The organism is Streptococcus sp. KHUD_012 (genome assembly GCF_052588255.1).
In genome coordinates, this window is record NZ_CP159355.1 from 942,608 (window position 1) to 957,083 (window position 14,476).

The 14,476-nt window shown below is 42.5% G+C and carries 12 protein-coding genes; 8 read left to right on the forward strand and 4 right to left on the reverse strand.

The genetic code is table 11. From position 1 onward, the window contains the following. Positions 1 to 10 precede the first annotated feature (10 nt). The 4 genes from gyrB to ABVF55_RS04510 all read left to right on the forward strand — a co-directional run bounded on the left by gyrB (position 11) and on the right by ABVF55_RS04510 (position 5,652). Entirely contained in the window at positions 11 to 1,960 is a 1,950-nt protein-coding gene (gene gyrB, locus ABVF55_RS04495; RefSeq protein WP_445285599.1) for a DNA topoisomerase (ATP-hydrolyzing) subunit B, read from the forward strand. A gap of 86 nt (positions 1,961 to 2,046) precedes the next feature. After that, the gene (gene ezrA, locus ABVF55_RS04500) at positions 2,047 to 3,771 is read left to right on the forward strand and encodes a septation ring formation regulator EzrA (protein ID WP_320909907.1); all 1,725 of its coding nucleotides are present in this window, start codon (positions 2,047 to 2,049) and stop codon (positions 3,769 to 3,771) included. 112 nt (positions 3,772 to 3,883) lie between these two features. Continuing rightward, on the forward strand, positions 3,884 to 4,552 hold the full coding sequence (gene serB, locus ABVF55_RS04505; protein WP_021153557.1) for a phosphoserine phosphatase SerB: 669 nt from the start codon (positions 3,884 to 3,886) through the stop codon (positions 4,550 to 4,552). Then, positions 4,537 to 5,652: a glycerate kinase gene (locus ABVF55_RS04510; RefSeq protein WP_445285600.1), complete on the forward strand. Its 1,116-nt coding sequence runs from the start codon at positions 4,537 to 4,539 to the stop codon at positions 5,650 to 5,652. Before serB ends, ABVF55_RS04510 begins: the two co-directional genes overlap by 16 nt. Before the next feature lie 42 nt (positions 5,653 to 5,694). Here ABVF55_RS04510 and ABVF55_RS04515 read toward each other — a convergent pair whose 3' ends face one another. After that, complete coding sequence (locus tag ABVF55_RS04515; protein ID WP_445285601.1) at positions 5,695 to 6,147, reverse strand: DUF1694 domain-containing protein; 453 nt, start codon at positions 6,145 to 6,147, stop codon at positions 5,695 to 5,697. A gap of 211 nt (positions 6,148 to 6,358) precedes the next feature. Between ABVF55_RS04515 and eno the strand changes: the two genes are divergently transcribed. Beyond that, entirely contained in the window at positions 6,359 to 7,663 is a 1,305-nt protein-coding gene (gene eno / locus ABVF55_RS04520) for a surface-displayed alpha-enolase (protein ID WP_021153554.1), read from the forward strand. A 102-nt stretch (positions 7,664 to 7,765) separates the two neighbouring features. On the opposite strand, the gene ABVF55_RS04525 is transcribed toward eno, so the two are convergent. Together ABVF55_RS04525 and ABVF55_RS04530 are read right to left on the reverse strand one after the other, a co-directional pair. Further along, on the reverse strand, positions 7,766 to 7,951 hold the full coding sequence (locus tag ABVF55_RS04525; protein WP_003002861.1) for a hypothetical protein: 186 nt from the start codon (positions 7,949 to 7,951) through the stop codon (positions 7,766 to 7,768). Positions 7,952 to 8,046: 95 nt separating this feature from the next. Continuing rightward, on the reverse strand, positions 8,047 to 9,057 hold the full coding sequence (locus tag ABVF55_RS04530) for a lactonase family protein (protein WP_445285602.1): 1,011 nt from the start codon (positions 9,055 to 9,057) through the stop codon (positions 8,047 to 8,049). A 168-nt stretch (positions 9,058 to 9,225) separates the two neighbouring features. Here ABVF55_RS04530 and ABVF55_RS04535 point away from each other — a divergent pair, with 168 nt between their 5' ends. The 3 genes from ABVF55_RS04535 to budA all read left to right on the forward strand — a co-directional run bounded on the left by ABVF55_RS04535 (position 9,226) and on the right by budA (position 12,409). Beyond that, complete coding sequence (locus tag ABVF55_RS04535) at positions 9,226 to 10,401, forward strand: AI-2E family transporter (RefSeq protein ID WP_021153552.1); 1,176 nt, start codon at positions 9,226 to 9,228, stop codon at positions 10,399 to 10,401. Beyond that, the gene (locus tag ABVF55_RS04540) at positions 10,391 to 11,620 is read left to right on the forward strand and encodes a tetratricopeptide repeat protein (RefSeq protein ID WP_445285603.1); all 1,230 of its coding nucleotides are present in this window, start codon (positions 10,391 to 10,393) and stop codon (positions 11,618 to 11,620) included. Before ABVF55_RS04535 ends, ABVF55_RS04540 begins: the two co-directional genes overlap by 11 nt. Before the next feature lie 72 nt (positions 11,621 to 11,692). Then, the gene (gene budA, locus ABVF55_RS04545) at positions 11,693 to 12,409 is read left to right on the forward strand and encodes an acetolactate decarboxylase (protein WP_021153550.1); all 717 of its coding nucleotides are present in this window, start codon (positions 11,693 to 11,695) and stop codon (positions 12,407 to 12,409) included. A 300-nt stretch (positions 12,410 to 12,709) separates the two neighbouring features. Here the strand turns inward: budA and ABVF55_RS04550 are convergent, their stop codons facing one another. Then, entirely contained in the window at positions 12,710 to 14,371 is a 1,662-nt protein-coding gene (locus ABVF55_RS04550) for an Rqc2 family fibronectin-binding protein (protein WP_445285604.1), read from the reverse strand. Between the last annotated feature and the right edge of the window lie 105 nt (positions 14,372 to 14,476).

Sequence of the window (14,476 nt, forward strand, 5' to 3'; positions counted from 1 at the left end):
AAGGGAAATTATGACAGAGGATAAACAGCAAGAAAATCAAGCACAAGAATATGATGCCAGTCAGATTCAGGTCTTGGAAGGACTAGAGGCCGTTCGGATGCGTCCGGGGATGTATATTGGATCTACCTCAAAAGAAGGTCTTCATCATCTGGTCTGGGAAATCGTGGATAACTCGATTGACGAAGCCTTAGCTGGTTTTGCTAGCCATATTGAAGTTTTCATTGAAGCAGATAATTCGATCACGGTTGTCGATGATGGTCGTGGGATCCCAGTGGATATCCAAGAAAAGACAGGTCGACCTGCCGTCGAAACTGTCTTTACCGTACTTCACGCAGGAGGAAAATTCGGCGGAGGCGGCTACAAGGTTTCTGGTGGTCTTCACGGGGTAGGATCATCCGTTGTGAATGCCCTCTCCACATCCCTCGATGTTCGCGTATATAAAAATGGCAGTATCCATTACCAAGAGTATCGACGTGGACACGTTGTGGATGATTTGAAAGTCATCGGGGAGACAGATCGGACAGGGACAACCGTCCACTTTATTCCAGACCCAGAAATCTTCACAGAAACCACCGAGTATGATTTTGACAAATTAAATAAACGGATTCAAGAATTAGCCTTTTTGAATCGTGGCTTGCGTATTTCTTTGACGGATAAGCGAGAAGGCTTAGAGCAAGAAAAGCATTACCACTACGAAGGTGGGATCTCTAGTTACGTCGAGTACATCAATGAGAACAAAGATGTCATCTTTGAAAAACCCATCTACACAGATGGAGAAATGGATGATATTACCGTTGAAGTGGCTATGCAATATACCACAGGCTACCATGAGACGGTCATGAGTTTTGCGAATAACATTCATACCCATGAAGGTGGGACGCATGAACAGGGCTTCCGTACAGCTCTCACTCGTGTGATCAATGATTACGCTAAGAAAAATAAACTCTTAAAAGAAAACGAAGACAATCTAACTGGGGAAGATGTTCGAGAAGGCTTAACAGCAGTGATCTCGGTTAAACATCCAAATCCACAGTTTGAAGGACAAACCAAGACCAAACTTGGAAATTCAGAAGTTGTTAAGATTACCAATCGACTCTTTAGTGATGCCTTTTCTGATTTCCTTTTGGAAAATCCGCAAATTGCTAAGAAAATCGTCGAAAAAGGGATTTTAGCGGCGAAAGCTCGGGTGGCTGCTAAGCGAGCGCGTGAGGTGACCCGTAAGAAATCAGGGCTTGAGATTTCCAACCTACCTGGTAAATTGGCAGATTGTTCTTCAAACAATCCACAAGAAACAGAACTCTTTATCGTCGAAGGGGATTCAGCCGGAGGATCTGCAAAATCTGGTCGAAATCGGGAATTCCAAGCGATTCTCCCAATCCGTGGTAAGATCTTGAACGTTGAAAAAGCAAGTATGGATAAAATTCTAGCCAATGAAGAGATCCGTAGTTTATTTACTGCTATGGGAACTGGATTTGGTGCTGAATTTGATGTCACAAAAGCGCGTTATCAAAAATTAGTCATCATGACTGATGCCGATGTCGATGGCGCACATATTCGAACCCTTCTGTTGACCTTGATCTATCGCTATATGAAACCAGTCTTGGAAGCGGGATATGTTTATATTGCGCAACCACCAATCTATGGGGTCAAAGTCGGTAGCGAGATCAAAGAATATATCCAACCTGGTGCCAACCAAGAAGCAGAATTAGCTGCAGCCTTGGAACGCTATTCAGAAGGTCGCTCAAAACCAACCATCCAACGCTACAAAGGTCTTGGGGAAATGGATGATCACCAATTATGGGAAACAACCATGGACCCCGAACACCGCTTGATGGCACGGGTATCAGTAGACGATGCTGCGGAAGCAGATAAGATATTTGATATGTTGATGGGGGACCGCGTGGAACCACGTCGGGAATTTATCGAAGAAAACGCTGAATATAGTACACTCGATGTATAAAATTCAACGAACGCTTCCCATTAATGGATATTTTATGGTATAATTACTAGGATTACGTTCAAGTAATACGATGAAGGAGTTTTTATATGTCTAGTGGACTAATTGTTCTCATCTTTATTGTCGCCCTTATCTTGATTGTAGGATATGTGGTTGCAGTCATTTTGAGAAAACGAAACGAGGCCTTACTGGCAGCGCTGGAAGAACGAAAAGAAAAGTTATATAACCTTCCGGTCAACGATGAAGTTGAGGCCGTAAAAAACATGCATTTGATTGGTCAAAGTCAAATTGCATTTCGTGAATGGAATCAAAAATGGGTAGATTTATCCTTAAATTCATTTGCTGATATTGAAAACAATCTGTTTGAGGCGGAAGGCTACAATAATTCTTTCCGTTTCATGAAGGCTAAACAAGCTATTGACAATATCGAAAGTCAGATCCAGTTGATCGACGAAGATATCAAAGCGATTCGCCAAGCCCTATCAGATCTTGAAGAGCAAGAACAAAAAAATAGCGGACGTGTGGTTCATGCCTTAGATATGTTTGAAGAACTTCAAAAAGAAGTCACTTCAGATCCAGATCGTTATGGCAGTGCACTTCCTGAAATTGAAAAGCAAATTGGAAATATTCAATCTGAGTTTTCACAATTTGTCACCTTGAATTCTTCAGGTGACCCTGTTGAAGCAGCTGAAATCCTTGATACAGCTGAGAATCATATTGTGGCCTTAAAACAAATTGTTGAGCGAGTGCCAGAAATTGTCACCGCTCTTCAGTCAAAACTTCCAGACCAATTAGAGGATTTGGAAAGTGGCTACCGCAAGCTTTTGGAATCTGGCTACCACTTCACTGAAACAGATATTGAATCTCGTTTCCAACAGTTGCATGCTTCCTTGAAGAACAATATGGCAAATGTATCCGCGCTTGAATTGGACAATGCTATTTACGAAAATGAGCAAATTCAAGAGGAAATCGATGCATTGTATCACATCTTTACTCGTGAAATCGAATCACAAAAAGTCGTGAAGAAGTTAGTGAAACAACTGCCTGGCTATTTGAAACACGCAAAAGATAACAATAGCAACCTTGCAGCAGAAGTGGAACGCCTTGGTAAAACATTCGTCTTGAATGAAGCTTTCAGTCAACAATTAAAAGAGTTAGAAGCTGAGCTATCTTCACAAGAAAATGTGGTAGAAGATGCCTTGAAAGATTCATCTGAAACACAAAAAGCTTATTCTATCGTAGAAGAAGAGTTAGAAGCTATTGAGGCTCGCTTGAAAGAAATCGAAGATGAGCAAATCAGCTTAAGTGATTCCCTTTCAAAAATTGAAAAAGACGATGCCAATGCTCGCCAAAAAGTCAATATCTATGCCAACCGTTTGCATGCCATTAAACGCTATATGGACAAGCGAAACTTGCCAGGAATCCCTCAAGAATTCTTGGAATTATTCTTCACAGCAAGCAACAATACAGAGGCTTTGATGGATGAGTTGGAAGGGGATAAAATCAACATCGAATCAACCAATCGTTTGTTAGATATTTTGACAAATGATATGAATGAATTGGAAGAAGCGACGTATCGAATTGTACAAAATGCTACTTTAACGGAGCAGTTGTTGCAATACTCAAACCGTTACCGTTCATTTGATGATCATGTGCAAGCAGCTTTTGATGAATCCCTTTATATTTTCGAAAGAGAATATGACTATGCGGCTTCCTTCAAAGTCATCTCAGATGCTTTGGAGATGGTAGAAGCTGGAGTGACCGATCGCTTTGTTACTTCGTATGAAAAAACTCGGGAGCAAATTCGCTTCTAATAACAAAAAAACGACTTCTTAGGAGGTCGTTTTTTTATCTTCAAATGATCATTGAAACTTGAAATTTAAACCCTATTTTTGTATAGTAAGGGAGAAATAAGAAAGGAAAGCGATGAAAGAAGTAACCGGTCTCCTCGTTATGGATGTAGATGGAACCTTGATCCGACAGGAAGGGATTGATCTACTAGCTCAAGAAGCTGGCGTGGGAGAAAAAGTAGCAGAGATAACAGCACAAGCAATGAATGGAGAGCTGGATTTTGCAGCATCTTTACAGGCGCGTGTCGCTTTATTGAAAGGTTTGGAGACATCTATCTTTCCGAAAATTATAGAGCAGATGGACGTTACACCGGGAGCTAAGACCTTAATCACGGAACTTCATCAAAGAGGTTACAAGGTTGGCCTTGTTTCAGGGGGATTTCATGAAGTCATCGATCCTATCGCGAGGTCTTTAGGAATTGATCTGGTTCGTGCTAATCGTTTGCAGACTTTTGATGGCCGTCTGACAGGGAAAGTGCTCGGAGAGATTGTGACCCCTGAAAGAAAAAAAGACAACCTCCTGACATGGGCGAGAGAAAATCATATTCCACGAAGTCAGACGATTGCTATGGGAGATGGTGCCAATGATCTTCCCATGATTGAAACAGCCGGAATCGGGATTGCCTTTATGGCAAAGCCAATCGTAGCCGAACGAGCTCCATACCGTATTGAAACGAGCGATCTAAGCCTTGTTCTTGAAATTCTAGACCAGCATAGAAAGGAAACAGCATGCATATCCTACTAGCACCGGATTCTTTTAAAGAATCCTTATCCGCCAAACAAGTAGCAGAAGCCTTAAAAAAAGGATTTCAAGAGGCTCTACCAGATGCAACTTTTGACCTCCTTCCCATAGGGGATGGTGGCGAAGGAACCATGGAAACCCTAGCTGGTGTTCTAGATGTAACTGAGTACCAAACGCAAGTAACCGGACCATTTGGACAGCCTGTTTCAATGGCTTACTACCAAAAAGATGAGATGGCATTTTTTGAGATGGCCTCTCTTGTTGGCTTAGGCTCTATCCCAGCTGAAAAACGCAATCCACTAGAACTAGAGACACGAGGAATTGGTGAACTGATTTTGCAATTGGTTGACCAAGGGGTTAAAACGATCTGTGTGGGAATTGGTGGTTCAGCGACCAATGATGGTGGGATTGGGATGGCAGCCGGACTAGGGGTAGCCTTCTATGATGACCAAGGTCATCTGCTTCGTCCTGTAGGTGCTTCGATCGGTCGTGTGGATAGAATAGATACCAGTGCGGTTCCAAATGCTTTACAAGACATCGAGCTCCTGGTCTTAACGGATGTCACCAATCCTCTCTGTGGCAGTCAAGGAGCAACCTATATCTTTGGCGGGCAAAAGGGTTTGAATCCCCTTCTATTTCCAGCTGTTGATCAGGCCATGCAGGATTTTTACCAGCTAGCTGATGCACGAATTTTGTCTATGCCTGGCGCCGGAGCTGGAGGTGGCATGGCTGCTGGCTTGGTCGCTTTTGCGGGAGGTCAGATTTCATCAGGAATTGAAAAAAGTCTTGATTTGATTGACTTTGATCACAAAGTACAAAAAGCTGATCTGGTCGTGGTCGGGGAAGGTAGGATGGATCTCCAATCTCTTTCTGGAAAAGCTCCTGTCGGAGTAGCCAAACGAACACCAGAGAAGATCCCGGTGCTTGCTATTTGTGGTAGCTTAGCGGAGGATTTGCCTGCTTTTCCTAGTCATCACATTGAAGCTGCCTTCTCTATCGTACCTGGTCCTTGTGAGGTAGCAGATGCACTTGCTCACGCTGAAAGAAATCTAATTTGCTGCGCTCGAAATATTGGGAACCTTTTAAAAATAAAAGCAAACTAAAAAACCAATGGAAAGGAGATGTTCCCTTCCATTGGTTTTTCTTTAGCTAAAGAGACGTTTCCAAAATGATTTCTTTTCTGGACTGGCAGTCTCTTCTTTCTTTTCAAATAAATTTGGATACTGGAGATTCATGTCTGTTGGTGAAATTCCAGATGGGTGGTCAGTATGGATGATGAGACCAAAGGGAGAATGACGACAGTCATCCGAAACGATGCTTGCCACAAGTCCAAGATCCTTGGTTTTTTTCAAATATTGAAGTTGGCTGCTTTCATCCAAGGCAGGCGAAATCTTGACCAGTACAGGTTCAAAGCGTTCTGAAATGTTCGTAAGAATTGAAGAATAGTGCTCCAAATAGAGATTGTCCCTTGCCTCCTCCAAGGTACATGATGCAATCACACGCTCCTCATATGTCTCCAAAAATCGACGCTGTTCATCCGGATTGAACCGAGTAGGACCAGCAGCTTTTTCTAAAATCGTTTTATTAATATCTGTCATAAGCTTAGTATAGCATAAAGCGCAGCAGAAGAGTAGAAGAATGCTAAAAAATTAAATAAGGAGGGGAAATGGCAGAAAATAAGATAGTGGAACCGTTTTCTTGTTAAAAACTTCTCAATTTTCGTAGATTTCCTTGTTTTTTCTTGAAAAAATAGCCTAATTACGATATGATAGAGGAGTAAAAAATATAACTCAATAAGGAGAGTAAGAAATGTCAATTATTACTGATGTTTACGCTCGCGAAGTCCTAGACTCACGCGGTAACCCAACACTTGAAGTAGAAGTATATACTGAATCAGGTGCTCATGGACGTGGTATGGTTCCATCAGGAGCTTCTACTGGTGAACACGAAGCAGTTGAACTTCGTGACGGTGACAAATCTCGTTACGGTGGTCTTGGTACTCAAAAAGCTGTTGACAACGTAAACAACATTATTGCTGAAGCAATCATCGGCTATGATGTACGTGATCAACAAGCTATCGACCGTGCTATGATCGCTCTTGACGGTACTCCTAACAAAGGTAAATTGGGAGCAAACGCAATCCTTGGTGTGTCTATCGCTGTAGCTCGTGCTGCTGCTGACTACCTTGAAATCCCACTTTACAGCTACCTTGGTGGATTCAACACTAAAGTTCTTCCAACTCCAATGATGAACATCATCAATGGTGGATCTCACTCAGATGCTCCAATCGCTTTCCAAGAATTCATGATCGTACCTGCTGGTGCACCTACATTCAAAGAAGCTCTTCGTTGGGGTGCTGAAATCTTCCACGCACTTAAGAAAATCCTTAAAGGTCGTGGTCTTGAAACAGCCGTTGGTGACGAAGGTGGATTTGCTCCTCGTTTCGACGGAACTGAAGATGGTGTAGAAACTATCATCGCTGCTATCGAAGCTGCTGGTTATGTTCCAGGTAAAGACGTATTTATCGGATTTGACTGTGCATCATCAGAATTCTACGATAAAGAACGCAAAGTTTACGATTACACTAAATTCGAAGGTGAAGGAGCTGCTGTCCGCACTGCTGCTGAACAAATCGACTACCTTGAAGAATTGGTAAACAAATACCCAATCATCACTATCGAAGATGGTATGGACGAAAACGACTGGGACGGTTGGAAAGCTCTTACTGAACGTCTTGGTGGTAAAGTTCAATTGGTTGGTGACGACTTCTTCGTAACAAACACTGACTACCTTTCACGTGGTATCGAAGAAAAATGTGCTAACTCTATCCTTATCAAAGTTAACCAAATTGGTACTCTTACTGAAACATTCGATGCTATCGAAATGGCGAAAGAAGCTGGTTACACTGCCGTTGTATCACACCGTTCAGGTGAAACTGAAGATTCAACAATCGCTGACATCGCAGTTGCAACAAACGCAGGACAAATCAAGACTGGTTCACTTTCACGTACAGACCGTATCGCTAAATACAACCAATTGCTTCGTATCGAAGATCAACTTGGTGAAGTAGCTGAATACCGTGGATTGAAATCATTCTACAACCTTAAGAAATAATCTAGTTTACTAGACTAAAAAGATCCTTGAGTTTTCTCAAGGATTTTTTTGTTATCGAGCCAAACAAAAACTCCTCAACTACAGCGTTGAGGAGTCGTCTTATTAGAACAAGCCTTTGATTTTGTCCAAGGCACCGCTGACCATTTCATTTCCAGATACAAGCCCTTTGGCTTGTTCAAGGTAGTCACCGAGGTTATCTTTGTTGTCATCAACAAATTTCTTTGCAGCGTCGAAATCTTTCTTTTCGATCATCTCTTTAACTTGGTTAAATAAGTCCAATGGATTCATGTTAGGGTCTCCTAAAATATAAGTTGTGAAGTCAGGCTCGCGCCTTTTTCTCATCTATTTAATCATTTTTTTAGAGGTTTGACAACTAAAACGACTTAATGAAAAACCGTACAAACGGCCTCTGGAACATAGAAGTCGTCAGATAGAAGGGTCAATTTTCCGCTAGCAGGATCCCGCTTGAAGACGGTGGCATTAGGTGAATCTTGATGGGCTGCGATTAGGTGGTTTTGATCAGGACTAAGTGTGAAATCACGTGGATTGAGCCCTTGAGTTGGAACAATTTCAATCAGTTCTAGGCTACCATCAGCCACAACTTTGAAGACAGCAATGGAATTGTGAGCACGGTTAGATGCATAGAGGAATTTTCCATCAGCTGAGAGCTTGATCGCAGAAGCCCATTTTTGACCATCGTAGTCTGATGGAAGTGTGGAAACAGTTTGGAAGTGTTCGAATTCACCCATACCGTCATAAAAGAGTACATCGATCGTAGCATTTAATTCATTGATGAGATAAGCAGTCTTATAGTGAGGATGAAAGACCAGGTGACGAGGTCCTGCCCCTGGGGCTGTTTGATACTGATTGATCAGGGTTAGATTTCCTTCCTCGCTAACATCATAGACATGCAAACTATCTGTTCCTAGGTCACACGTGATCAGGTACTGATCTGGTGTAAGGTCTGCATAGTGGGTATGTGGACTTGCTTGATTGGCATGAGGACCACTTCCTTGGTGGGTGTCTTGATCGACAAAGGATAAACGCCCATCTGCCTCTAGCTGATATACGAGAACTTGGCCTTTGTGATAGTTGGCTCCATAGACCAGTTGACGCTTGTCATCGACAGAGACATAGCAGAGTGGTGCTCCCTCTTCAACAACGTGATTGAGCGGCTGAAAATCAGCTGTAAAACTTGCGATTCCTCCTTTTCCCTCTTCAGCTCCGACACTGTAGAGGTTGCCTTTTTCAGAAAAAGCGATATAGGTTGGATTGGGCTCAGCTGCCACTAGTTCAAGATGGCTCAATGTCCCTGTTTCAGGGTCAAATTGTGCCTTGTAAATTCCTTTGGATTCTTTTTTGGTATAGGTACCGAAATAAATGGTTTGAGACATAGGACACCTCGTATGATTTGTTAGGTTTATTATATCAAAGGTCCTATTGGAAGGCAATTGCTAGTTGAAAAGGGGAGGGCCTTTCTTTTTTATTTTGCTAGTTTTTTCGTAACTTCAAGCTCAAAAAATGCTAAAATAGAAACAGATTGAAATGAAAAGGAGTTCTCTGTGGATAATAAAGAAAAACAGTTTAGTTTGTCCTGGTTTTTTAGATGGTTTTTAGACAACAAGGCCATTACCGTATTTTTAGTTACCTTGCTGTTGGGCTTGAACCTTTTGGTTTTGAGTAAAATCACCTTTATTTTTATTCCTATTTTTGAGTTTGCAGGAGCAGTCATGCTGCCTGTCATTATTTCTGGTTTGCTCTATTACCTGCTTAACCCCATTGTTGACTTTCTTGAAAGAAAAGGACTCAAGCGGATTTTTGCAATTTCCTTCGTCTTTTTCTTGATTGCAGTGCTTTTAATTTGGGGTCTAGCTGTAGTGATTCCATCCGTCCAACGACAAGTGGTGAGTTTCTTTCATAACCTGCCAACTTATTTGGAAAAGGCCAATGCAACCATCGATGATTTTCTAGATAATCGCGTCTCCTCTGATATCAAACCCCAATTAGATGAGATCACCAAGGAATTGTCTGCAAACATTACTTCTTGGGCCAGTTCGATCTCTGGGCGGGCTGTCAATTGGGTCAGCAACTTGATCGGAGTGGCTTCGCAAGTTATTGTTGCCTTGATCATCATGCCTTTTATTGTCTTTTATCTTCTTCGAGATGGAAAAAATTTAAAGGGCCACATTGTTCGCTTCTTACCGACTAAGATTCGTAAATCGGCTGAACAGGTTCTCTCAGATGTCAACACTCAACTCTCCAACTACGTTCGAGGGCAAATTACGGTAGCTATTGTCGTCGCCATTATGTTCATCATCTTCTTTAAGATCATTGGCTTGCGCTATGCGGTGACACTAGGGATCTCTGCAGGGATCTTGAATTTGATCCCTTACTTGGGTAGTTTCTTAGCCATGTTACCTGCCTTAGTATTGGGCTTGGTAGCAGGACCGGAGATGTTTATCAAGGTCTTGATTGTATTTGCAGTGGAGCAAACCATTGAAGGACGTTTTGTATCACCGTTGGTTTTGGGAAGCCAGTTAAATATCCATCCGATTACCATTTTATTTGTGCTCTTGACATCAGGATCTATGTTTGGAATCTGGGGAGTTTTCCTTGGAATTCCAGTCTATGCGTCTGCTAAGGTGGTGATTGGAGCTATCTTTGAATGGTATAAGGTCGTCAGTGGCTTGTATGAAGAACACAATGAAGTAGAAGAGGAAACACACAGTGAGTCATAGTCAACAAATGGTAGAAGCTCTCGATCGGCAAGAGCTAGAAGAGGCAGAAGTTCAATTTCAACAGGCCTTGTTAGAAGATAGTGAAGCACAATTATTGGATTTAGGTCAATATCTTGAAAGTATCGGTTTTTACCCTCATGCAAAAGAAATCTATGAACAGCTTGCAGAAACCTACCCAGAAGTATATCTGAGTTTGGCAACCATCCTTGCAGAGGAAGGGCAAACGGAAGAGGCCTTTGCATATTTAGAAGAAATTGATCCTGATTCTAACTGGTATGTGGCGAGTCTCTTGGTTAAGGCGGATCTCTATCAGATGGAAGGCCTAGCAGATGTGGCGCGTGAAAAATTAGTTGAAGCTGCTCATTTGTCTGATGATCCCATCATTCAATTAGGGCTAGCTGAAATTGATCTGGAATTGGAACGCTACCAAGAGGCTATCCAAGAGTATGCCCAGTTGGACAATCGGGAGATTTTGGAAGCAACAGGAATTTCCACCTATCAACGGATTGGTTTTGCCTATGCCAATCTTGGTAAGTTTGAAGCAGCTGTTCCTTTCTTAGAGAAAGCTCTGGAGATTGAGTTTGATGACCAGATTGCTTACGAATTAGCGACCTTATTGTCTGACCAAGAAGAATTCCAAAAAGCCCTGATCTACTACAAACAAATTGATACCTTGTCGCCTGATTTTGAGGGCTATGAGTATGGTTATGCTTTAGCTTTACAGGCTGAAAATGACCGTGAAAAAGCGCTTGAGATTGCTAAACAAGGGATCCAGAAGAATCCCTTTGATGCCCAATTGAAGCTTCTTGCTTCTCAGCTTTCTTATGAACTTCACCAGCCTGAACAGGCAGAAGCTTATCTATTAGAGGCTAAAGAAGTGGCAGATGATCTCGAAGAGATTGCTCTTCGTCTGACTACCCTTTATTTGGAACAGGAACGCTTTGACCAAGTCTTGGCTTGGCAAAATGAAGAAGTCGAAACAGTTGTTACCCGGTGGAACATTGCCCGTGCCTTGGCTGCCTTGGAGAAAACAGAAGAGGCTGTCTCAGCCTACCAAGAGCTCTATGAGGACTTAAAGGACAACCCAGAATTCCTCGAAGCCTATGTTTATTTGTTGCGTGAGGCTGGAGATGTGACGAAGGCGCGTGAAGTGGCTAATCAGTATTTGGCGATCGTACCAGACGATGTACAGATGCAAACCCTCTATGATAGCCTCTAATCAAAACCATATCGTGAAGATTCGGAATAGTTTGTGGTATACTGGTAGAAGATAGAATGAGGAGAGAAAAACATGGAACCAGTAAAACTTTTTCAATACAATACCTTAGGTGCCCTAATGGCGGGTCTGTACGGGGGTTCATTTACGATTGGAGAACTCTTGGAACACGGAGATCTAGGAGTTGGGACGCTTGATTCTATTGATGGAGAGTTGATCGTATTAGATGGTAAGGCATATCAGGCCAAGGGATCAGGGGATCATCCTGAAATAGTCGAAGTTTCTCCGGATGCCAAGGTTCCTTATGCAGCAGTCGTTCCTCACCAAGCAGAAGTGATTTTCCGCCAACGCTTTGAAATGACGGACGAGGAATTGGAAGCCCGTATTGAGTCTTATTATGATGGGGAAAATCTTTTCCGCTCTATTAAGATTCGTGGTGACTTTGCCAAGATGCATGTCCGTATGATTCCAAAATCAACACCAGAGATGAAGTTTGCAGAGGTTGCAACCCATCAGCCAGAATATACACGGGAAAATGTCACTGGAACCATCGTCGGTTTTTGGACACCAGAAATTTTCCATGGCGTGAGTGTGGCTGGTTATCATTTGCACTTTATCTCAGATGACCACACCTTTGGTGGCCATGTCATGGATTTTGTCATCACAGAAGGAATTGTAGAGGTGGGGGCCATCGATCAGCTGGATCAACGTTTCCCAGTTCAAGACCGTCAGTACCTCTTTGCCAAATTCAATGTTGATGAAGTCAAAGAAGACATTAATAAAGCAGAATAAAAAGGTTGAGCGTCGGTCAACCTTTCGTATTGAAGATAATGTTATTTAAGAAACTTTCCTTAGGTGAGAACGGACGTCAGCGAACTTCAAAGAAGTTCCATGACTTAGTTTTGGACCTAAGGTTCCAAAACTCCCGAGTGCTAGAAACAAGATTGTTTCTAGCACTTTTCTCACGGCGGAAAGTTTCAATATATGTTGAATGATCCTAAAAGTAGACCTCATTTTATTTTTTCAGCATACGTAGAACAGTTTGTCTACATGCTAAAAGGTTGAGCATCGCTCAACCTTTTATTTTTGAAATCAGTCGTTTAGTTTCATGGCTTTGATTTTTTCTTCTTCTGGGGTGACCCGTAGAGTCTTCTGGCCGGTGTAGGTGACAAAGCCTGGTTTTCCACCTGTTGGTTTATTGAGTTTCTTGGCTTCGATCATATCTACTTGGACCAAGTTTGAGAGACGGGCCTTGGAATAGTAGGCCGCCAACTCTGCAGCATCGGTCTTCACTTCATCTGTTGGATTTAGATTTCCTGTAATGACGACGTGGCTTCCCGGAATATCCTTGGCATGGAACCAGAGCTCGTCTTTTTTAGCGATTTTAAAGGTTAGTTCATCGTTTTGCAAATTGTTGCGACCCACTAAAATGATAGTCTTTCCATCACTCGCCAGGTATTTCTCAGGTTTTTTCCGTTTATGAATTTTTTCACGGTTGCGCCGTTTGATAAAGCCGGTCTGGATTAGCTCTTCTCGAATCTCTGCCACCTCAGCTAGGCTCGCTTGAGAAAGGGCTGTTTCAACCGTTTCAAGATAAGAAATGGTTTCCTTGGTTTCTTGAATGAGGATGGTCAAATGTTTGACGGCTTCTTTTAACTTCTGGTAGCGTTTAAAGTAGCGTTGGGCATTTTGATTGGGGGTCAGGGCCTTGTTGAGTTGGATGGTAATGGGCTCGTTGGTATAGTAATTGTCCAGGACAACCTGGTCTTGGTCGTTTGGTACCTGATGGAGGAAGGTTGTCAGTAATTCTCCTTTTTGGCGGAATTCTTCCGCATTGTCGGTCGCCGCTAACTCCGCCTCTTGCTTGGCTAATTTTTTTCGGTTCTTTTCAAGATCGTTTTCGACCTTGCGGATCAATTCACTGGCCTGTTGTTGCACCCGATCGCGCTCAGCCTTGTCTCGGTAATAGTCATCCAGCAGATCTGAAAGTGTCTCAAATGTTTGACTCGACGCATCCGCAAAGGGGATAGCCGAGAAGGATTTGGTCGTTAGGCGTGGCTCAGAAGGTGCCTCGAAAAAGGCACGGAAGGTTTTTAATTTTTCATCCGTCTCAAGTCGCTTGGCTAATTCTTGAGCCGTATCTCGCCCCAAACCTTGGAAACATTTTTGAAGGTTTTTTGGGCTTAACTCTTCCTTGTGAAGAAGGGCAAAAAGGGCTTCATCTCCAATTGTAAAAGGATTGACCGCGTCGGTTTTCGGAGGAGCTACATAGGTTGATCCAGGGAGAATGGTCCGGTAGCTATTTTGTGAGAAACCGACATGTTTAATGGCTTCGATGATTTTATTGCTGGTGCGGTCCAGGAGAATAATATTACTGTGCTTGCCCATGATTTCGATCATGAGGCTGACAGAAATGGCATCTCCAATTTCGTTTTTATTGGAGACACGGATTTCAAGAATCCGGTCGTTCTCCATTTGCTCAATCCCTTCAATGACAGCGCCTTGAAGATATTTGCGCATAACCATAATAAAGGTATTGGGAAAGGCAGGATTTTCAAAGTTGGTCTGGGTCCGTTGGATCCGTCCGAAGACAGAATGGGCAGAGAGCAAGAGTTTTTGGTTTTTTCGATTGCCTCGGATTTGGAGCACCAATTCTTGCTCGAAGGGTTGGTTAATTTTTTGAATGCGGCCACTCAAGAGTTCGGCCTTCAATTCTTGCACCATATGGTGTAAAAAAAATCCATCAAAAGACATGGGATTCCTCATCATTCTAGCGTTTATTCTAGTAAATTATATCAAAATTAGAGAGGAAATCCCAGAAAGAAGCTAGGGGCTGTTAAATAGAAAATGCGAACGTTT